General features: G+C 73.4%; 16 protein-coding genes. 10 read left to right on the top strand and 6 right to left on the bottom strand.

Translation table 11 applies throughout. The features are described from left to right. Nucleotides 1–259: 259 nt before the first annotated feature. A complete protein-coding gene (locus ORI94_RS19455; RefSeq protein ID WP_266077257.1) occupies nucleotides 260–1,903 on the bottom strand; it encodes a DNA repair helicase XPB in 1,644 nt (547 codons plus the stop codon). A gap of 631 nt (nucleotides 1,904–2,534) precedes the next feature. On the opposite strand from ORI94_RS19455, the gene ORI94_RS19450 reads away from it, so the two are divergent. The 7 genes from ORI94_RS19450 to ORI94_RS19420 all read left to right on the top strand — a co-directional run bounded on the left by ORI94_RS19450 (nucleotide 2,535) and on the right by ORI94_RS19420 (nucleotide 10,695). Further along, nucleotides 2,535–2,657: a hypothetical protein gene (locus ORI94_RS19450; RefSeq protein ID WP_266077255.1), complete on the top strand. Its 123-nt coding sequence runs from the start codon at nucleotides 2,535–2,537 to the stop codon at nucleotides 2,655–2,657. After that, nucleotides 2,654–2,743: a K(+)-transporting ATPase subunit F gene (gene kdpF / locus ORI94_RS19445; RefSeq protein WP_042169016.1), complete on the top strand. Its 90-nt coding sequence runs from the start codon at nucleotides 2,654–2,656 to the stop codon at nucleotides 2,741–2,743. Before ORI94_RS19450 ends, kdpF begins: the two co-directional genes overlap by 4 nt. A gap of 7 nt (nucleotides 2,744–2,750) precedes the next feature. Next, nucleotides 2,751–4,454, top strand: coding sequence for a potassium-transporting ATPase subunit KdpA (gene kdpA / locus ORI94_RS19440; protein WP_266077252.1), 1,704 nt, complete (start codon nucleotides 2,751–2,753; stop codon nucleotides 4,452–4,454). Then, complete coding sequence (gene kdpB, locus ORI94_RS19435) at nucleotides 4,451–6,583, top strand: potassium-transporting ATPase subunit KdpB (protein ID WP_266077250.1); 2,133 nt, start codon at nucleotides 4,451–4,453, stop codon at nucleotides 6,581–6,583. The genes kdpA and kdpB overlap by 4 nt, the downstream gene beginning before the upstream one ends. 5 nt (nucleotides 6,584–6,588) lie before the next feature. Continuing rightward, nucleotides 6,589–7,257 carry a potassium-transporting ATPase subunit C gene (locus ORI94_RS19430; RefSeq protein WP_266077248.1) on the top strand — a complete coding sequence of 223 codons (669 nt, stop codon included), beginning with the start codon at nucleotides 6,589–6,591 and terminating at the stop codon, nucleotides 7,255–7,257. A 121-nt stretch (nucleotides 7,258–7,378) separates the two neighbouring features. Continuing rightward, nucleotides 7,379–8,062: a response regulator gene (locus ORI94_RS19425; protein ID WP_266077246.1), complete on the top strand. Its 684-nt coding sequence runs from the start codon at nucleotides 7,379–7,381 to the stop codon at nucleotides 8,060–8,062. 50 nt (nucleotides 8,063–8,112) lie between these two features. Further along, the gene (locus ORI94_RS19420) at nucleotides 8,113–10,695 is read left to right on the top strand and encodes an ATP-binding protein (protein WP_266077244.1); all 2,583 of its coding nucleotides are present in this window, start codon (nucleotides 8,113–8,115) and stop codon (nucleotides 10,693–10,695) included. A gap of 385 nt (nucleotides 10,696–11,080) precedes the next feature. Here ORI94_RS19420 and ORI94_RS19415 read toward each other — a convergent pair whose 3' ends face one another. Continuing rightward, a complete protein-coding gene (locus ORI94_RS19415; protein ID WP_266077243.1) occupies nucleotides 11,081–13,879 on the bottom strand; it encodes a helicase-associated domain-containing protein in 2,799 nt (932 codons plus the stop codon). 119 nt (nucleotides 13,880–13,998) lie between these two features. Here ORI94_RS19415 and ORI94_RS19410 point away from each other — a divergent pair, with 119 nt between their 5' ends. Then, complete coding sequence (locus ORI94_RS19410; RefSeq protein ID WP_266077241.1) at nucleotides 13,999–15,126, top strand: hypothetical protein; 1,128 nt, start codon at nucleotides 13,999–14,001, stop codon at nucleotides 15,124–15,126. Nucleotides 15,127–15,670: 544 nt separating this feature from the next. Beyond that, complete coding sequence (locus ORI94_RS19405) at nucleotides 15,671–16,306, top strand: HAD family hydrolase (protein WP_266077239.1); 636 nt, start codon at nucleotides 15,671–15,673, stop codon at nucleotides 16,304–16,306. Between the two features lie 162 nt (nucleotides 16,307–16,468). On the opposite strand, the gene ORI94_RS19400 is transcribed toward ORI94_RS19405, so the two are convergent. After that, nucleotides 16,469–16,735 carry a hypothetical protein gene (locus ORI94_RS19400; RefSeq protein WP_266077237.1) on the bottom strand — a complete coding sequence of 89 codons (267 nt, stop codon included), beginning with the start codon at nucleotides 16,733–16,735 and terminating at the stop codon, nucleotides 16,469–16,471. 163 nt (nucleotides 16,736–16,898) lie between these two features. Here ORI94_RS19400 and ORI94_RS19395 point away from each other — a divergent pair, with 163 nt between their 5' ends. Next, nucleotides 16,899–17,282, top strand: coding sequence for a cold-shock protein (locus tag ORI94_RS19395; RefSeq protein WP_042169034.1), 384 nt, complete (start codon nucleotides 16,899–16,901; stop codon nucleotides 17,280–17,282). Between the two features lie 293 nt (nucleotides 17,283–17,575). Here ORI94_RS19395 and ORI94_RS19390 read toward each other — a convergent pair whose 3' ends face one another. From ORI94_RS19390 to ORI94_RS19380, 3 genes are all read right to left on the bottom strand, one after another. Continuing rightward, on the bottom strand, nucleotides 17,576–18,475 hold the full coding sequence (locus ORI94_RS19390) for a 1,4-dihydroxy-6-naphthoate synthase (protein ID WP_266077233.1): 900 nt from the start codon (nucleotides 18,473–18,475) through the stop codon (nucleotides 17,576–17,578). Beyond that, a complete protein-coding gene (locus ORI94_RS19385) occupies nucleotides 18,465–19,169 on the bottom strand; it encodes a futalosine hydrolase (RefSeq protein WP_266077388.1) in 705 nt (234 codons plus the stop codon). Before ORI94_RS19385 ends, ORI94_RS19390 begins: the two co-directional genes overlap by 11 nt. Nucleotides 19,170–19,261: 92 nt before the next feature. After that, nucleotides 19,262–19,759: a DUF2771 domain-containing protein gene (locus ORI94_RS19380; RefSeq protein WP_266077231.1), complete on the bottom strand. Its 498-nt coding sequence runs from the start codon at nucleotides 19,757–19,759 to the stop codon at nucleotides 19,262–19,264. Between the last annotated feature and the right edge of the window lie 168 nt (nucleotides 19,760–19,927).

The following is a 19,927-nucleotide window of genomic DNA, read 5'->3' as shown; positions in this document are numbered from 1 at the left end:
CCCCCCGCCGCGGGGGGGGGGGCGGGGGGGGGCGGGGGGGGGGCGGGGGCCCCCCCCCCCCCCCCCCCCCGCCGCATCCGTGCCGCCCGAAAGCCCGGGTACGCCGGCCCGGTAGGAGGGCTTCCGGGCGGCACGCCGGGAGCACGCTCCCCAAGCTCCCGGCTTCGCTCGAGCAGGGGGACCCCCAGGACGCCGCGCGGCCGCCCTCCGGGCGACGGCGCCCCTTCCGCCCCAGGTCCTGGCGCGGCCCGGTCCGGCGCTAGCCCTCCGCGAGCAGCTCGTCCGCGTCCATGATCCGGTACGCGTACCCCTGCTCCGCCAGGAACCGCTGGCGGTGGGCGGCGAAGTCCTGGTCGATGGTGTCGCGGGCGACGACGGAGTAGAAGTGGGCCTGGTGGCCGTCCGCCTTGGGGCGCAGCACCCGGCCCAGCCGCTGGGCCTCCTCCTGCCGGGACCCGAAGGTGCCCGACACCTGGATGGCCACGGTCGCCTCCGGCAGGTCGATCGAGAAGTTCGCGACCTTGGACACGACCAGGACGCTGATCTCGCCCTCCCGGAACGCGTCGAACAGCTTCTCCCGCTGCGCGTTCGACGTCTCGCCCTTGATCACGGGCGCGTCCAGGTGTTCGCCCAGTTCGTCCAGCTGGTCGATGTACTGCCCGATGACGAGGATCTGCTGCCCCGCGAACCGCCGGACGATCGCCTCCGTCACCTTCCGCTTGGTCGCGGTCGTCGCGCAGAAGCGGTACTTCTCCTCGGTCTCCGCGGTGGCATACGCGATCCGCTCGGAGTCGGTGAGGTTGACCCGGACCTCGACGCAGTCGGCGGGCGCGATGTAGCCCTGCGCCTCGATCTCCTTCCACGGCGCGTCGAACCGCTTCGGCCCGATCAGCGAGAACACGTCCGACTCGCGGCCGTCCTCGCGTACGAGCGTGGCCGTGAGTCCCAGCCGCCGGCGGGCCTGGAGGTCCGCCGTGAACTTGAAGACGGGGGCGGGCAGCAGGTGCACCTCGTCGTAGAGGATCAGGCCCCAGTCCCGGGAGTCGAACAGCTCCAGGTGCGGGTAGACGCCCTTGCGGCGGGTCGTCAGCACCTGGTAGGTGGCGATGGTGACGGGCCGGATCTCCTTGCGCGTCCCGCTGTACTCGCCGATCTCCTCCTCGGTCAGCGAGGTACGCCTCACCAGCTCGTGCTTCCACTGGCGGGCCGAGACCGTGTTGGTGACCAGGATCAGCGTGGTCGACTTCGCCTGCGCCATCGAACCGGCGCCCACCAGCGTCTTGCCCGCGCCGCAGGGCAGGACGACCACCCCGGAGCCGCCGTGCCAGAAGTTCTCCACGGCCTGCTTCTGGTAGGGGCGCAGCGCCCACCCCTCCTCGCGCAGCTCGATGTCGTGCGCCTCGCCGTCCACGTACCCGGCGAGGTCCTCGGCGGGCCAGCCCAGCTTCAGCAGCACCTGCTTGATCTGCCCGCGCTCCGAGGGGTGCACGGCGACGGTGTCCGGGTCGAGGCGGGCGCCGACCAGCGGGGCGATCCGCTTGGAGCGCAGCACCTCCTCCAGGACGGGCCGGTCGGTGCTGGTCAGCACGAGACCGTGCACCGGGTGCTTGAGCAGGCTGAGCCGGCCGTAGCGGTCCATCGTCTCCGCGATGTCGACGAGCAGCGCGTGCGGCACCGGGTAGCGGCTGTACTTCACCAGCGCGTCCACGACCTGCTCGGCGTCGTGCCCGGCGGCCCGCGCGTTCCACAGGCCGAGCGGGGTCACCCGGTAGGTGTGGATGTGTTCCGGCGCCCGCTCCAGCTCGGCGAACGGGGCGATGGCACGACGGCACTCACCGGCCTGCTCGTGGTCGACTTCCAGGAGAAGCGTCTTGTCGGACTGGACGATGAGCGGACCATTCACGCGCGGCTGCCTTTCTGCGACGGGCTCGGCACGGGCATGCACGGGCACAGCACGGCCAAACGTCCAGTTTGCCTGATCGCCCGCCGCCCGGGGGCCGGAGTGACGGTGGCCACAGCACGGGCGGCGAAGCGCCGTACGGGGGAGCGGGCAGGCGCCGGTCCGGGCCCGGACGCGGAGAGTCGCGACTTCCGCCTCGCCGTCGGCCGGGAAACGGCGCGAACCGGGGGGCGGGGTGGCGGAGCGCCGCCGTCCGGACGCCGGGGACCACGCGCGGAACCACGCCCCGGAACAGGCCTGGGCCGAGTGGGACCCGGAACCGCGCTGATTCCCCTCGCTCCGGGCCCGGCACCCCCGTCACCCGGCTCGTCCCCGAAGCCGGACCGGAGTGTCTGGGGCAGCGGCTGCCGCACGACCGGCGGGGCGCCGTGGTCGCCCACCCGGTGCGGCGCGGGACCGACGCGGTGACCGGCCGGTTGCCGTCCCGTCTGCCCTGAACGGCGTCCGGCGGCTGCCGGGGGTCGCAGAGGGCATGCGGCCGACCGTCCGTAAGAGACCCGCTAAGAACGTCCGGACCGCCGTACGGAAGCCGTCAACGGCGGCCGAATCCAGCTGTACAGGCGCTTTTCTCTTCTTGTCAGATTCTCCTTTCGAACCTCACTGGGAGTTCGCGATGGCCGACGTGGCCTTCGTCGCCGTCACGATCGCGCTGTTCGCGCTCGTGGCTCTCGTCGCCAAGGGGGTGACGAAGCTGTGACCGTCGAGAACATCGTCGGCCTGGTCGTCGCCGTCGCCGTGCTGGGATACCTCGTCCTCGCCCTGATCCACCCGGAGAGGTTCTGAGCACCGCATGAGCCCCGTCCTCGCCGGCGTGCTCCAGCTGCTCGCTCTCACGGCCGCGCTGGCGCTCGCCCACGTTCCCCTCGGCACCCACATGGCCAGGGTCTACTCCTCCGACAAGCACTGGCGCGTGGAGAAGTGGCTCTACAAGGGCATCGGTGCCGACCCTGACACGCAGATGCGCCGGACCGCCTATCTGCGCGGCGTGCTGTCCTTCTCCGTGGTCGGTGTCCTCTTCCTCTACGCCCTCCAGCGGCTCCAGGGCGTGCTGCCCGGCTCGCTGGGTTTCGCCTCGATCGATCCGGACCAGGCGTTCAGCACCGCCGTCTCCTTCGTCACCAACACGAACTGGCAGTCGTACTCCGGCGAGCAGGCCATGGGCCACGTCGTGCAGACCGCCGGTCTGGCCGTGCAGAACTTCGTCTCCGCGGCGGTCGGGATCGCCGTCTGCGTCGCTCTGGTGCGGGGATTCGCCCCTCCCCGGGTTCCCGGCTCCGCCCGAGCAGGGGGGACCTCCCTGCGCAACGGCGAGCTGGGCAACTTCTGGGCCGACCTGGTGCGGGGTGTGGTCCGTGTCCTGGTGCCGCTCGCGGCCGTCGGTGCGGTCGTCCTCGTGGCCTGCGGGGTGATCCAGAACTTCTCCGGCATCCATGAGGTCGGTCAGTTCACGGGCGGCACGCAGGAGTGGAACGGTGGCGCGGTCGCCTCGCAGGAGGCCATCAAGGAGCTCGGTACCAACGGCGGCGGCTACTTCAACGCCAACTCCGCCCACCCGTTCGAGAACCCCACTCCGTTCACGAACCTCTTCGAGATCTTCCTGATCCTTCTCATCCCCTTCTCGCTGACCCGGACGTTCGGCCTCATGGTCGGCTCCGTCCGGCAGGGCCACGCGATCCTCGCGACCATGGCCACCATCTGGGTCGTCTTCACCGTCCTGATGATGTGGACCGAGTTCGCCCACCGCGGCGCGGCACTCGAGCTTGCGGGCGGCGCCACGGAGGGCAAGGAGGTCCGCTTCGGTGTCGGTGCCTCCTCCATCTTCGCGGTGGCCACCACCCTGACCTCCACGGGTGCGGTGGACTCCTTCCACTCCTCCTTCACCGGCCTCGGCGGCGGTATCACGATGCTCGGCATGATGCTCGGCGAGATCGCGCCCGGCGGTGTCGGCTCCGGCCTCTACGGCATGCTCGTCATGGCGGTCGTCGCGGTGTTCGTCGCCGGCCTGATGGTGGGCCGCACCCCCGAATACCTCGGCAGGAAGATCGGCATCCGGGAGATCAAGTTCGCCGCCTGCTACATCCTGGTCACCCCGGCCCTGGTACTGACCTTCACCGCCGCGGCGATGACGCTCCCCACCCCGGCGAACTCGATGACCCACAGCGGAGCGCACGGGTTCTCCGAGATCCTCTACGCCTACACCTCCGCCTCGAACAACAACGGCTCCGCCTTCGCCGGTCTGAACGCGGACACCCAGTGGTTCAACACCACGCTCGGCATCGCGATGCTGCTCGGCCGTTTCCTGCCGATGGTGTTCGTCCTGGCGCTGGCGGGGTCGCTGGCGGAGCAGAAGCCGGTTCCGGCCACCGCGGGCACCCTGCGTACCGAGAAGCCCCTGTTCACCGGGCTGCTGGTGGGGGTGGTCCTGATCATCACCGGTCTGACCTACTTCCCGGCGCTTGCGCTGGGCCCCCTCGCGGAAGGGCTGGCGCCATGACCACCGACACGCAGAAGCACGAGGACCCGATGTCCACCACCGCCCCGGCCCGGACGCCGCACCACGACGCACCCACCGGGCCCACGTCCGGTCAGGGCCGTGTCGGCGCGGGCGCCTTCGACCCGAAACAACTGGTCAGGTCGCTGCCCGACGCCCTCCGCAAGCTCGATCCGCGGGTGATGGTGAAGTCGCCCGTCATGTTCGTGGTCCTGATCGGGTCCGTTCTGACGACGGTGTTCTCCTTCCTGGACCCGGGCGACTGGTTCGGCTGGACGATCAGCGCCTGGCTCTGGCTGACCGTGCTCTTCGCCAACCTCGCGGAGGCCGTCGCCGAGGGCCGCGGCAAGGCGCAGGCCGACACCCTGCGCAGGGCCAGGACCGACGCCGTCGCCCGCCGTCTCGTGGACGGGCGCGAGGAGCGGGTGCCCGGCACCCGGCTGGGCGTCGGCGACCTGGTCGTCTGCGAGGCGGGCGACACCGTCCCCGGGGACGGTGACGTCGTCGAGGGTGTCGCCTCCGTGGACGAGTCGGCGGTCACCGGCGAGTCGGCTCCGGTCATCCGTGAGTCCGGCGGCGACCGCAGCGCCGTCACCGGCGGTACGAAGGTTCTCTCCGACCGCGTTGTCGTCCGGATCACCACGAAGCCCGGTGAGACCTTCATCGACCGGATGATCAACCTGGTCGAGGGTGCTGCCCGGCAGAAGACGCCCAACGAGATCGCGCTGAACATCCTGCTCGTCTCGCTGACCGTCGTCTTCCTCCTCGCCTGCGCCACGCTGCCGCCGTTCGCGGACCACGCGGGCACGGAGTTGACGATGGTCGTGCTCGTCGCGCTCCTGGTCTGCCTCATCCCGACGACGATCGGGGCCCTGCTGTCGGCGATCGGTATCGCGGGCATGGACCGGCTGGTGCAGCGCAACGTGCTGGCCACGTCGGGCCGCGCGGTCGAGGCCGCCGGCGACGTCTCCACGCTGCTGCTGGACAAGACCGGCACCATCACGCTGGGCAACCGGCAGGCCGCCGGGTTCCTCCCGGCACGCGGTGTCACCGAGGCCGAGGTCGCGGACGCCGCCCAGCTGTCGTCGCTGGCCGACGAGACCCCGGAGGGCCGCTCCGTGGTCGTCCTCGCCAAGGAGGGGTACGGACTGCGCGAACGCCACCAGGGCGAACTCGTCGGTGCCGACTGGATCCGGTTCACCGCCCGGACCCGCATGTCGGGCGTCGACACGGACGGACGCAAGGTGCGCAAGGGCGCGGTGGGTTCCGTGACCGCCTGGGTCGAAAAGCGCGGCGGCACGGTCGCCGCGGACGTGGGCGAGACCGCGGACCGCACCTCCGAGGCGGGCGGCACACCGCTGCTGGTGGCGGTCGAAGACGACCGGGGCGCTCGCGCCCTGGGCGTCATCCACCTCAAGGACGTCGTCAAACACGGCATGCGCGAGCGGTTCGAGGAACTGCGCCGCATGGGCATCAGGACCGTCATGATCACGGGCGACAACCCGCTGACCGCCAAGGCGATCGCCGACGAGGCCGGCGTCGACGACTTCCTCGCCGAGGCCACCCCCGAGGACAAGCTGGCCCTCATCAAGCGCGAACAGGCCGGCGGCCGGCTGGTCGCGATGACCGGCGACGGCACCAACGACGCCCCTGCGCTGGCCCAGGCGGACGTCGGCGTGGCGATGAACACCGGAACGTCGGCCGCCAAGGAGGCCGGCAACATGGTCGATCTCGACTCCAACCCGACCAAGCTCATCGAGATCGTGGAGATCGGCAAGCAGCTCCTCATCACCCGCGGCGCGCTCACGACGTTCTCCATCGCCAACGACGTCGCCAAGTACTTCGCGATCATCCCGGCCCTGTTCACCGCCGTCCACCCGGGCCTGGACAAGCTCAACGTCATGCGTCTGTCCTCGCCCGACTCCGCGATCCTCTCGGCGGTGATCTTCAACGCGCTGATCATCGTCGCCCTGGTCCCGCTCGCGCTGAGGGGCGTGCGCTACCGGCCGACGAGCGCCGACCGGATGCTCCGCCGCAACCTCGCCGTCTACGGGCTCGGCGGGCTGATCGCCCCCTTCGCCGGCATCAAGATCATCGACCTGCTCGTCTCCCTCGTCCCCGGAATCGGCTGATCTCCATGAACCACTCCGTGTCGAACACCGCCCGGCTCCTCGGGACGGGCCTGCGAGCCCTCCTCGTCCTGACCCTGGTCACCGGCGTCGTCTATCCGCTGGTGATCACCGGTGTCGCCCAGGGGCTCCTCCCGGGGCGGGCGAACGGCTCCGAGATCGAGGCGGACGGCAAGGTCGTCGGCTCCTCACTGATCGGGCAGTCGTACACCCTGCCACCGAAGGAGGGGCAGAAGACCCCGGAACCGGACCTGAAGTGGTTCCAGGGCCGTCCGGCCAACGGCCTCGGCACCAACAGCGTCAACACCCGGTACGAGCTCATCCTGTCCGGCGCGACCAACCGCTCCGCCGACAACGCGGAGCTGATCCAGTGGGTGAAGGACGCCAAGGCCGCGGTCGTCGAGGACAACTCCGTGGGTGGCCGCACCGTCAGGCCCTCCGACGTGCCCGCCGACGCGGTCACCTCCTCCGGCTCCGGCCTGGACCCGCACATCTCCCCGCAGTACGCGGACCTCCAGGTCCACCGGGTCGCGGAGCGGAACGGCCTGCCCGTCGCACAGGTCGACAGGCTGGTCGAGGAGCACACCCGGGGCCGCACCCTCGGCTTCCTCGGTGAACCCCGGGTCAATGTGCTCGAACTGAACATCGCGCTCAAGGAACTCAGGGCCGAGAGCTGATGGAACGAGGCGAAGGGCGGGAGCCGGCGTTCCGGAGGGTCTTCCGAGGCCGCCGGCTCCTATCGCCGCGAACTCCCGGCGGACCGTTCCACCCCGTGCACGACAGGAAAGGCGTCCACCGATGACCCGGGTGCTGGTCGTGGAGGACGACCCCCAGCTCGTACGCGCGCTCGTCATCACCATGCAGGCCCGCCACTACGGGGTCGATGCGGCCCCGGACGGCGCCACCGCCCTGCGCCTGGTCGCCGTGCGCCGGCCCGACGTGGTCGTCCTCGACCTCGGCCTGCCGGACATGGACGGCGTCGAGGTCATCAAGGCGCTGCGCGGCTGGACCCGCGTGCCGGTCCTGGTGCTGTCCGCCCGCCAGGCCTCCGACGAGAAGGTCGACGCGCTGGACGCGGGAGCCGACGACTACATCACCAAGCCGTTCAGCATGAACGAGCTGCTCGCCCGTCTGCGCGCCGCGGTCCGCCGCACGGAGACCGCGCCGAGCGCCCCCGGGGTCCCACTGGTCACGACGGACGGCTTCACCGTCGACCTGGTCGCGAAGAAGGTCCGCCGGGCCGACCACGACATCCACCTGACCCCGACGGAGTGGCACCTGCTGGAGATCCTGGTGACCCACCCCGGCCGTCTCGTCACGCAGAAACAGCTGCTGCACGAGGTCTGGGGCGTGACCCTGGGCAACAAGACCAACTACCTGCGGGTGTACATGGCCCAGCTGCGCCGCAAACTGGAGGCCGACCCCTCCCGCCCCCGCTATCTCATCACCGAGCCCGGGATGGGCTACCGCTTCGAGGCGTGACCCCGGCCCGGCCGTACCGCCCGCACCACCACGAGAGCAGAAACGAGACCATGGCACGCGGCAGACTCCGGATCTACCTCGGCGCGGCACCGGGCGTCGGCAAGACCTACGCCATGCTGTCCGAGGCGCACCGAAGGGCGGAACGCGGCACCGACTGCGTGGTCGGCTTCGTGGAGTCCCACGACCGGCCCCGCACCCGGAGGATGCTGCACGGCCTGGAGGAGGTGCCGCGCAGACGGCTGGAGTACCGGGGGACCACGTTCACGGAAATGGACCTGGACGCGGTGCTGGCCCGCCGCCCCGGAGTCGTCCTCGTCGACGAGCTCGCCCACACCGACGTTCCGGGCTCCCGCAACACGAAGCGCTGGCAGGACGTGGAGGAACTGCTCGCGGCCGGAATCGACGTCATCTCCACGGTCAACATCCAGCACCTGGAGTCGCTCGGCGACATCGTCGAGTCCATCACGGGCGTACGCCAGCAGGAGACCGTGCCGGACGAGGTGGTGCGCCGGGCCGACCAGATCGAACTGGTCGACATGTCGCCCGAGGCCCTGCGCCGACGGATGGCGCACGGCAACGTCTACACACCCGACAAGGTCGACGCAGCCCTGTCCAACTACTTCCGCCCCGGCAATCTCACCGCCCTGCGCGAACTGGCCCTGCTCTGGGTGGCCGACCGGGTCGACGAGTACCTGCAGCAGTACCGCACCGAGCACGGGGTCCGCACGATCTGGGGCTCGCGCGAGCGGATCGTGGTCGGCCTGACCGGTGGGCCCGAGGGCCGGACGTTGATACGGCGGGCGGCACGCCTCGCGGAGAAGGGGGCCGGAGGTGAGGTGCTGGCGCTCTATGTGGCCCGCAGCGACGGGCTGACCTCGGCCTCGCCCAAGGAACTGGCCGTCCAGCGCGCCCTGGTCGAGGATCTGGGCGGTACCTTCCACCATGTCGTCGGTGACGACATCCCGACCGCGCTCCTGGAGTTCGCCCGCGGGGCGAACGCCACGCAGATAGTGCTCGGAGCGTCCCGGCGCAAGGGCTGGCAGTACATACTCGGGCCCGGCGTGGGTGCCACCGTCGCCCGTGACTCCGGGCCCGACCTGGACGTCCACCTCATCACACACGACGAGGTGGGAAAGGGCCGCGGCCTCCCGGCCGCCCGAGGCGCTCGGCTCGGGCGGCCCCGCATCGCGGCCGGGTGGCTGGTCGGCGTACTCGGCCCCGCCCTGTGGACCCTGCTGCTGAAAGCCGCTCTGCCCGATGTGGGCCTGGCCAACGACATGCTGTTGTTTCTCGCGCTCACGGTGGCGGCGGCGCTGCTCGGCGGCCTGCTGCCCGCCCTCGCCTCCGCCGCGGTGGGATCACTGCTGCTCAACTGGTACTTCGCGCCGCCGATCCGGACCTTCACCATCGCCGACCCCCGGAACATCCTCGCCCTCACGGTCTTCGTGGGCGTCGCCGTGTCCGTGGCCTCGGTGGTGGACCTCGCGGCACGCCGCACCGACCAGGCGGCCCGGCTGCGCGCCGAGGCGGAGACCCTGTCCTTCCTCGCCGGCAGCGTGCTGCGCGGGGAGACCAGCCTGGAGGCGCTGCTGGAGCGCGTGCGGGAGACCTTCGCCGTGGACTCCGTGGCGTTGTTGGAGAGGGAGAACGACAAGGCGCTGTGGACCTGCGCCGGCAGCGTCGGGGCCACCCCCGCCGTGGCACGGCCCGAGGACGCCGACGTGGACGTGCCGGTGGGCGACCACATGGCGCTCGCGATCCGCGGCCGGGTGCTGCCCGCCTCCGACCGCCGCGTCCTGGCCGCGTTCGCGGCGCAGGCCGCCGTCGTCCTGGACCGCCGACGGCTTCAGTCCCAGGCCGACCAGGCCAGGGACCTGGCCGAGGGCAACCGCATCCGTACCGCTCTGCTCGCCGCGGTCAGCCACGACCTGCGCACTCCGCTCGCCGGGATCAAGGCGTCCGTGTCGTCGCTGCGGTCGGACGACGTGGAATGGTCTCAGGAGGACCGGGCCGGGCTCCTGGAGGCGATCGAGGAGGGCGCCGACCGTCTCGACCACCTGGTCGGCAACCTGCTCGACATGTCCCGCCTGCAGACCGGAACCCTCACGCCGCTGATCCGTGAGGTGGACCTGGACGAGGTCGTTCCGCTGGCCCTGGGCGGGATTCCGGAACCGGAGTCGGTCGTCGTCCTGGACATCTCCGAAAGCCTTCCCATGGTGGCGACGGACAAAGGGCTGCTGGAGCGGGTGGTCGCCAACGTCGTGGAGAACGCCGTCAAATACAGCCCCGAGGACGAGCCGGTCCTGGTGACGGCCAGCACGCTCGCCGACCGGGTGGAACTGCGTGTGGTGGACCGGGGGCCGGGCGTTCCCGACGAGGTCAAGGAGCTCATCTTCTCCCCGTTCCAGCGCTACGGCGACGCCCCGCGGAGGGACGGGGTCGGCCTCGGCCTGGCGGTCGCCCGCGGTTTCGCCGAGGCCATGAGGAGCACCCTGCAGGCCGAGGACACCCCCGGCGGTGGCCTCACCATGGTCCTCAGTCTCCCCGCCGCCGCGGGCTGCCCACCGGCTGCCCACCGGCTGTCCCCGGCCTTCCCGCTGCCGCCGCACCCTAGGGGGGAACGCCGCGCGTGACCCGCCCCGCCTTCCGCGGGCTCCTCGACTGCCGGATGCGCAGCGTCCCCCGGACGCGCCGGTTCCTCCCGGTCCCCGACCCCGCGACAAAAAAGGAAGCCGGCGACGTCGTCCTCGAGCGCGTCTTCCTCTCACACCCCGTTCCGGTCGTGCCCGGACCCGACCCCGGCGGCGGCCACGGCACCGCCCACCGCCCCGGTGAACCGGCCGCGCACCTGACGGCACCGGCCCGCAGCAGCGGCCCGCGCCCGTCAGCGGACCGTGCCCGGCCGTGCCGTCCTGCGGGCAGGCGGGCCTGCCGTACGCCGTCGTCGCGGCGAGGCAGCCGTCGGCGTCCGACGCCGCGCTCCGTACCGTGCGGGGAGAGCGCGCGGCGGAGCGGGCTTCAGCTCTCCTCGTCCGCGAGTTCCGCGACCCCGGTGATCCGGTGCAGCGGGTACGTCCGCACTTCGTCGGCCGTGTGGTCGTACGCGGTGACGAAGCCGCCCTCGACACGGACCGGGGCGATGACGCGCCGGCCGGCGACGCCCTCGGCGTTGACGTGGCCGATCCACAGCGCCTCGCCGGTGAGGACGGCGGCCTGCAGGGTGGCGAGTGTCTCGGCGGCCCCGGTGCGCGGCAGCGCACCGCTCCCCGCCCCGGGACCGCCCGTCTCCCCGCCCGTCTCCCCGGCTGTGGTCCTGCGCGGGGCCGTCGCGGCGAGGTCGCCGGCGCGGACGGCGCGGATCGCCGCCGCGAGCAGGGTCTCGTCGGGCGCCGGCGGCCCCTCCGGGACCGGCTCGGGTGCCGTGCGCGGCGGGGTGCGGCGGGCGTCGGCGCGGGTGATCAGGACATCGCCCTCGGCGGACTCGGCGGCCGGCGCGAACCCCATCTGGCGCAGCCCCTCCAGCAGGCCGGCCGGATCGGCCCGCGCGGCCAGCACGGTCGGCGCGATCCGGCGCAGGCCCAGCCCGGCGGCCCGCTTGTCGGCGAGGATCTCGTTCAGCACCGCGTCGTCGTCGCAGCGCACGTACGCGGAGGCGGCGCCCACCCGCAGGTGCCCGTGCCTGCGGGCCACGTCGTCGATCAGGTAGGTCAGCGGCTGCGGCACCGGTGTACGGGAGTGCGCGGAGAGGAAGGCGTGCAGGTCGGTGGCGGCCCGGCCGGCGTCCAGGGCACGGCGCACCGAGCCCGGCGTGAACCGGTAGACGGTCGCCCCGCCCTTCGACTCCACGTCCGCCAGCACCCCCAGCATGTCCGCGAGCGGCCGCTGGAGCGGGCCGGGCGCGACCGCCGTCAGGTCGGCCTGGAGCAGGACGTGGTCCAGCGGTTCGGGCAGCAGCGGGGCGAGCAGCCGGGCGGCGGAGGAGGACGCGGCGGCCTGCTCGGCGGCGGTGAGGGCAGGGAGGGTGGGGGAGAGCGGGGGCGGGGCGGGGGAGCTCGGGTGCGGGACGGACGGCCGGTGGTGGTGGTGGACGGGGAGACGGTCGCCCGGCCCCGTCGGCTCCGGCCCCGCCGCCCCCGGCTGCGACGCGGATCCCGGCCCCGTGCTGGGTCCTGTGCTGGGTCCTGTCCCCGGTCCCGTGCCCGGTCCTGTGCCCGTGCCCGGTCCTGTGCCCGTGCCCGTCCCCAGCGCCGTCACCGGCCCTGGGGGCGTCCGCCCCGCCTGTGCCTTCGGCGCGGGCAACCCGAGTACGGCCCGTCCGTGCGCGGACAGCGCGCCGCGGCCGGTGATGCCCAGCATCTCGGCCTCGGCCAGCGTCCACCGGGCGAGCCGCGAGCGCAGATCGTCGCCCTCGCCCGCGCCCCCTGCGGCGGAACCGGGGCCTGCCGCGCCGCCCGCCGGGCGCGGCGGCCGCTCCCACCGCAGCCGCTCCGACACCGACCCGGAGTCCGGCGCCGCCCCTTCCGGCAGCCCCGCCAGCAGGGCCAGCACCCGGCGCCGCACCTCGGGCGCCGCCGACCGGTCGAGCCCCGGACCGAGCGCCGCCAGGGTGTGGTCCTTCGCGTCCCGCCCGCCGACCAGCCCCGGCGTCCGGGTCGCCGCCAGCCACGCCGCGGCGAGCGTCGTCCAGCGCTCGGCGGCGGGCCGTTCGAGCCAGCTGTCGTACGCCGGGGTCGCCGCGTACCGCTCGTCGGCCTCACCGTCGGAGGCCACCAGCCCCGCCGCATACGCCAGTTCGACCCAGAAGGCGGCGACCGTCTCGGGCACGTCCAGGGCGACGGCGGTCCGCCTCAGGTCCCGCACGCTCAGCCCGCCGGACCGCAGCACCGCCGGGCCGCCCTCGTTCCAGTCCTTCAGCAGCTCCTCGACGGTCGCCAGCGCCGTGTACGCCTGTCCGGCCGCCGTCGCGTCCACCACCTGGGGACGGTGCGTGGCCGCGGCCTCGACCGGCGGCGGCACCGGCTCCGTCGTCCGGTGCGCCCGCCCGCCGCGCAGATGCAGCGCCACCTCCCGCGGCAGGACGACCGTCCCGGGCGCGGTCGGCAGCAGCAGCCCGCGGTCCAGCAGCCGGCGCAGCCGGGTCGCCGGATCGGCGGTGACCTGACCGTAGGGCGGCCCCCAGACCAGCCGCTCCAGCACCTCCACCGATTCCGGCGGCACCTCGGCCAGCAGCGCCGCCATCCGCGCCCGGTCCGTGAACAGCCCGGTCAGCGCCGCCACGGCGGAGACCGAGTCGTGCGTGGAGGGCAGTCCGACCGTCGTGACGATCTCCTGGATCCGCCCCGGGGACATCCCGGCCGTCGCCTCCCGCACGGTCGGGCCGAGGCCCGTCGGCGAGGGGTGCTGCGGGGACGGGGAGAGCAGCTCGCGGGCCGTACGGACCAGCCGCAGCCGGTCGTCGTCGCCCCACACCAGCGCCTGCTCGCGCAGCGTCCGCACGGCGCCCGGCAGCGCGGCGGACACCGCCGGGTCGCCCTCGTCGCCCGCGAGCAGCCCGAGCAGTTCGTCGTACGACGCCGGATCGGCCGCCACGGCCAGCGCCTGCGCGGTCTGCGTCGTGAACCGGTCCAGCCGCTCCAGGGCGCGGACGACCGAGGCGCGCGTACCGGCCCGGGTGGCCAGCTGCGTGAGGTCGGCGGGCACGGGCGTGACGAGATCCGGCCGGCTGCGCAGGAGCGCGGCAAGCCCGGCGTCGTCCCGTGCCCGGAGCGCCTCCGCGAGGGATCGGGGGGCCGCCGCGGGCTTCTCCTCGGTGCTCATCCGCATCACCGTAGCGGGTGGATCCGCGGGTGGGGTGCGTGGAGTTGGGCCGGCCGGCCGGACTCGCGGTACCGTCGTGCGACGTCGCCCGCCAACGCAACCGCCCCGGAGGGGACTTCGTGGGTATCGAGAGTGACCAGGTCGTCTACGAGTATCTGAGCCGCGTCGGCGACGTGGCCCAGCAGCGGCAGCTGCCGTCGGCGACCCGCATGCGTCTGGTCGCCGGGCTGCGGGACGAGATCGACCGGCGCCGGGCGAAGGCCGTGGTCGACTCCCCGACGGCCGTGCGCCGCATCATCTCCCGTATGGGCACCCCGGACGAGGTCGTGACGGCGGCCTCTTCCGGCGCCCCCGGCAGCGCATCCGGCAGCGCATCCGGTATTGAGGGGGCGGCTTTCGGCGCGGAGGGGAGCGCGGGCGCCACCCCGGGCCGGCCCGCGCCGGCACCCGCCGCGGTTCCCGCCCAGCGGGGCGGCGACCGCGGCCGGCGGGCGAAGAGCGTCCTGCGCCGCGCGGTTCCCCGCCCCCGTCCGGCCGACAGCTCGCCCGCCGCCCCCGCCGCCCCCGCCGCCCCCTCCGCACCCGCCGCCCCCTCCGCACCCGCCGGACCGTCCGCGCCGCACCTGGCCGGTATGGACGAACTCGGCGACAGCGCCATCCAGCCCGACTGGTGGCGGACGGACAGCAGCCCCTTCGGCGTCGGTGACGAGGTCCCCGGCTTCGTCGGCGGCGTCGAGATCCCCGAACTGCTCAAGGCCCCGTCGGCCACGGACGACGCCCCGGGCACCGCCGGGCGGCCGGGCAAAAGCGTCCCCGCCCCCGCCCCCGCCCCCGTCGTCGTCGAGGCCGGGAACGAGAAGGAGAAGACCGGTTCCGCCTTCCGCCGCCGGCTCCCGCGCCTCCCGGCCGGCAACTGGAGCAACCCGCTGCTCCTGGTCGCCGCGGGCCTGCTGGTCGTGGGCGCCGTGCTCGGCAACTGGTTCGCCCTGTTCCTCGGCTGGGTCATCGTCTACGCCTCCCGCCGCCTCAGCCAGGCCGAGATCAAGTGGGCGGTCGTCGTCCTGCCCGGTCTCGCGATCGCGGGCGGAGTCGCCTGGCTGTGGGGCAGGACCGAGGGACGCTGGGGCACCCCCATCGCCGACGGCGCCATGAACGAGGCCGTCTCCGAGACCTGGCCCTGGGTGGTCCGGGCCGCCGCCGTCGCCTCGGCCCTGTTCCTGACCTGGCGCTCCCAGCGACCCCGCTAGGGCCTGGGGCGAGCGTGACGCCTGCCGTGCGGCGCCCGGCAGGCACTCCCGCCGCACCCGCGCCGCCCGGAAGCCCCCGGGTACGCCGGCCCGGCAGGAGGGCTTCCGGGCGGCGCGCCGGGAGCACGCTCCCCGAGCTCTCGGCCTGGCTCGGGCAGGGGGGCCTCCAGGGCGCCGCGCGGCCGCCCCGCGGGCGACGACGCCCCTTTCACAGCAGGCCCTGGACCTGACCGGCGGATCATCCTGGAGAGACGGGGTCCGGCACGCCCGCACGCCCTCCTCCCAAGCTCCTCGGCCAGGGGGAGCCTCCGGTGGCGTTGTGCCGTCCCTCGCCGACCCCTCCCGGCCAGCTCCCGCTCGAGCAGGAGGACCCCCCCCCTCACGGCGCCTCCCTCCTCGGCCCCGCGGCCGCACGCACCAGACCCCGCTCACCCAAGCCGGACAGCCGCCGCCGGTTCCCTCCGCCCCGACCCGCCGGACGGAGCCCGGGGCCGGGGGCATACGGCCGGTCGGTCGTCTGCGTGCGCTGGGCACAATGGCGGGTATGGCCTCCACGACCGCGCTCCCGCCCACCGTCGGCTTCGACCTCGACATGACGCTCATCGACTCCCGGCCCGGCATCCGCGCCTGCTACCAGGCGCTCTCCGAGCGGACCGGAACCCCCATCGACGCCGATCTCGCCGTCACCCGGCTGGGACCGCCCCTCGCGGACGAGCTGGTCAACTGGTTCCCGGCCGACCGGGTAGACGAGGTGGCCGACCTGTACCGGGCGATGTACCCGACGTACGCCATCGCCGCCACGCCCGCGCTGCCCGGCGCCCGCGAGGCCATGTCCGCCGTGCGCGAGGCGGGCGGGCGCGCCGTCGTCGTCACCGCGAAGTACGAGCCGAACGCCAAGCTGCACCTGGCCCACCTCGGCATCGAGCCGGACGCCGTGATCGGCGACCTGTGGGCCGAGCAGAAGGCGCTGGCGCTGCGCGAGCACGGCGCGGGCGTGTACGTCGGCGACCACGTGGGCGACGTACGCGGCGCGCGGACCGCCGACGCACTGTCCGTCGCCGTCGCCACCGGCCCCTGCGCCCCCGCGGAACTGCGGGAGGCCGGCGCGGACGTCGTCCTCGCCGACCTGACCGAGTTCCCCCGCTGGTTCTCGGCCTACGTGGCCGGAGTCCACGCCTGACGCGCGGCGTCATGGGGGTCCCCCCTGCTCGAGCGAAGGCGAGAGCTCGGGGGAGCGTGCTCCCGGCGCGCCGTCCGAAAGTCCTCGTACCGGGCGTACCCGGGCTTTCGGGCGGTGCGGCGGGAGGGCCTGCCGGGCGCCGCACGGCAGACGCCCCTTCCGTCACAGGCCCTGGGCCTGCTTCGTGGCGGCGCGGGCCTGACGGCGTCCCGCCGCGGCCGACCGCAGCACGCCGGCGCCCGCCATCAGGAATCCGACGCCCATGAGCATGCTCAGTACGAACATGTACGTCGGAAAGGCGTCGATTCCGAGGAACAACGGTGCCACCGTGACCAGAGTGGCCACAGCGCCGATGATGAAGACGATGCCGCCGGCACGGACCAGGCCGTCTCCGGGGGCCGGGGAATTCGCTTGGGTTTTGTCAGCCACCGGACCAGGGTAGTTCCTGGCGCGAGGGAACAACCCGGTGACGTCTTGTCAGCGGCCCGAAGACCACTAGCCTTGGTTGCGGCGGGTCACCGGGGCCCGCCTGAGTGCTATCAAGAGCCGTTTCCGAAGCAGTTTTCCGACGAGTACGAGGACGAGGACGGTCGTGCCCACCGGCAAAGTCAAGTGGTTCAACAGTGAGAAGGGCTTCGGCTTTCTCTCCCGTGACGACGGCGGGGACGTCTTCGTCCATTCCTCGGTGCTCCCCGCCGGCCTTGAGACGCTGAAGCCGGGCCAGCGCGTCGAGTTCGGCGTGGTCGCCGGGCAGCGCGGGGACCAGGCCCTGTCCCTGACCGTCATCGACCCGACCCCGTCGGTCGCGGCGGCCCAGCGCAAGAAGCCCGACGAGCTGGCCTCCATCGTCCAGGATTTGACGACCCTGCTGGAGAACATCACACCGATGCTGGAGAGGGGCCGCTACCCGGAGCGCACCTCCGGGAAGCAGATCGCCGGCCTTCTGCGCGCCGTCGCCGACCAACTGGACGTCTAGAAGTGTCCTGAGGATCCCGCTCCGGCCGCCCGGGCCACCCGGGTCCGTACGGAAACACCGACCGGGCCGCACCGGGAGGGCCCGGGCGCGTTTTCAGGATCGTCAGAACATTTCCGGGACGTGTTGGGGAAGTCCCGCCCTTCGGGCGGACGGCGCCGATTCCGCCCCCCGTCCCGATGCCTCGGGGTTTCTGCCGGTGGAGTGGTGTCCAGGAGGTGCCTGGACACCGCGCCACCGGCAGAAACCCCTGAGCAACCGGTAGGGGGCCGGCCCCCGCCCGTCTGTGCCCGTGCCTACGGGAACCGCAGGGCGTCCGGGCCGAGGGGCGGTACCAGTCCCTCGGCCGCCGCGCGGGTCAGCAGACCCCGCACCGCCGCGTAGCCGTCCTCGCCGAGGTCGGCGGTGAACTCGTTGACGTACAGCCCGATGTGCTGGTCGGCGACGGCCGGGTCCATCTCCTGGGCGTGCTCCATGACGTACGGGCGGGTCGCCTCGGGGTCGTCCCAGGCGGCCCGTACGGAGGCGCGGACCGCGTCGGCGAGCCGGGTCAGGGCCGCCGGTCCCAGGGACCGCCTGGCGATGATCGCGCCGAGCGGGATCGGCAGCCCGGTGGTCCGCTCCCAGTGCTCGCCCATGTCGGCGAGCTGGTGCAGCCCGTAGTTCCGGTACGTGAAGCGGGCCTCGTGGATCACGAGGCCCGCGTCGACCTTCCCGTCCCGCACGGCCGGCATGATCTCGTGGAACGGCATGACGACGACCTCGCCGACCGGGCCGGGCAGGGTGTCGGCCGCCCAGAGGCGGAAGAGCAGGTACGCCGTCGACCTCTCGCTCGGCACCGCCACCGTACGGCCGCTCAGATCGGCCCCCTCCTCCCGCGTCAGCACCAGCGGGCCGCAGCCCCGGCCGAGCGCACCCCCGCAGGGCAGCAGGGCGTACTCGTCGAGGACGTAGGGGAGGGCCGCGTACGACACCTTCAGCACGTCGAGCTCGCCGCGCTCGGCCATGCCGTTGGTGAGGTCGATGTCGGCGAAGGTGACGTCGAGGGCGGGCGCGCCGGGCACGCGGCCGTGCGCGAGGGCGTCGAAGACGAAGGTGTCGTTCGGGCAGGGGGAGTACGCGATGCCGAGCGGGCGGCCGTCGGTCACGGGCCCACGCTCGCCGGACTCGCCGGGGTTACGGGATTCACTGGTCATGCGGGTTCCAACTCTCCAGGACGGGCGCGAGCTTCCCGAACCCCTCGGCGAGGGCGGTCAGGGCGTCGCCGATGCGCCAGGCGCCGCGGTCGCGCGGCCCCACGGGGTTCGACACCGCCCGGACCTCCAGCACGGGCACGCCGTGCGCGGCGGCGGCCTCGGCGACGCCGAAGCCCTCCATGGCCTCGGCGAGCGCGCGGGGGTGCAGGCCGGCCAGGTGTGCGGCGCGGGCCGCGGTGCCGGTCACCGTCGACACGGTGAGGACGGCGCCGGTGAGGGCGCCGGTCGCGGCGGCCGCGTCCCGGACCAGGGCGGCGGGGGGCAGGTGGGTGACGGTGCCGAAGCCGAGGGCGGTCACCGGCAGGAAGCCGTCCGGCGTCTCGGCGCCCAGGTCGGCGGCGGTGATCTCGTCGGCGACGACGAGCGAGCCGAGGGGCGCGTGCGGCGCGAAACCGCCGGCGATCCCGGCGGAGACGACCAGACGGTAGGGGCTGCCGGCCAAGGCGGCGGCGGTGAGGGCGGTGGCCGTGGAGGCGGCGGCGAGGGCCGGTCCGACACCGGCGGCGAGGACGTCGGGGCCGCCGGCGATCTTGGCCATGCTCCCCCCGGCCGCCCCGGGCAGCGCGACCTGACGCACGGCTCCCGGGAACGCCCCGGCCACCGCGTCCCGCTCGGCGGGGACCGCGGTGGCCACGAGGACGCCGCCCCGGGCCCCGGGCCCCGTACCGGCGGGGGACACGGGTGCGGCGGACGTACCGGGGCCGCTCGGGCCGTTCTCCGGGTCGATCAGGCGTCCTTCTTCAGCCGGAAGTTCCACAGGCCGGTGGCGTTGCTCTCGCCCTCCTTGACCGACACCAGGGTCGAGTCGCCCTGGGCGCCGTACTGGGCGTTGAAGAACACGCTGCCGGGGATGGTGCGGTAGGTCTTGGTGCTGGAGTCGGTCAGCGGCTGACCGTTCATCAGGATCGTCCAGCCCTTGTCGGCCACCTCCGGGTCGACACCGAAGCGCACGGTCTCGTCCGGGTCGACCGTGATCTCCTTGACGTCCTTGTCCTTGAGGCACTTGGAGAGGTCGGCGGCCTTCAGGGCCTCGCCCTCGCCGCCGCAGGTCGCCTCGGAGCTCACCGAGGAGCTGCCGACGGTGAGGGTGGACATCGCCGTCGGCTTGTCACAGGCCGACAGGACGAGCAGTCCGGCGGATACGGCGCCGGCGGTGGCGACGGCACGGCGGCGTCGCACGGCGCGGGCACTCGGAGCGGCTGCGCCGCGAGGCAACGTGGTCATGGGCGAAAGGCTATCGGGCACGCTCCACCCGTTCCCCACGTGGGGGTACGGCGTGGCCGGAGCGTTACGCCACTCGCGCGCGAGCCCTCCCGGGAGCAGGGCAGCGGGGCCGGCCCGGCGGATGCGGGCCGGGGTTGGTGCGAGACCGCCGCCGGAGGTCGCGTCGCC

The sequence above is a fragment of the Streptomyces sp. NEAU-W12 genome (genome assembly GCF_026242095.1).
Lineage (GTDB): Bacteria > Actinomycetota > Actinomycetes > Streptomycetales > Streptomycetaceae > Streptomyces.
Note: the sequence above shows the minus strand (reverse complement) of the source record. Positions and strands in the feature narration are given on the sequence as shown.

Excerpts from the sequence above, each read along its gene's own strand:
- kdpA (WP_266077252.1), top strand. The coding sequence starts at position 2,751 with ATGAGCCCCGTCCTCGCCGGCGTGCTCCAGCTGCTCGCTCTCACGGCC.
- ORI94_RS19415 (WP_266077243.1), bottom strand. The coding sequence starts at position 13,879 with ATGAGCACCGAGGAGAAGCCCGCGGCGGCCCCCCGATCCCTCGCGGAG.
- kdpB (WP_266077250.1), top strand. The coding sequence starts at position 4,451 with ATGACCACCGACACGCAGAAGCACGAGGACCCGATGTCCACCACCGCC.
- ORI94_RS19405 (WP_266077239.1), top strand. The coding sequence starts at position 15,671 with ATGGCCTCCACGACCGCGCTCCCGCCCACCGTCGGCTTCGACCTCGAC.
- ORI94_RS19430 (WP_266077248.1), top strand. The coding sequence starts at position 6,589 with ATGAACCACTCCGTGTCGAACACCGCCCGGCTCCTCGGGACGGGCCTG.
- ORI94_RS19425 (WP_266077246.1), top strand. The coding sequence starts at position 7,379 with ATGACCCGGGTGCTGGTCGTGGAGGACGACCCCCAGCTCGTACGCGCG.
- ORI94_RS19380 (WP_266077231.1), bottom strand. The coding sequence starts at position 19,759 with ATGACCACGTTGCCTCGCGGCGCAGCCGCTCCGAGTGCCCGCGCCGTG.
- ORI94_RS19420 (WP_266077244.1), top strand. The coding sequence starts at position 8,113 with ATGGCACGCGGCAGACTCCGGATCTACCTCGGCGCGGCACCGGGCGTC.
- ORI94_RS19390 (WP_266077233.1), bottom strand. The coding sequence starts at position 18,475 with ATGACCAGTGAATCCCGTAACCCCGGCGAGTCCGGCGAGCGTGGGCCC.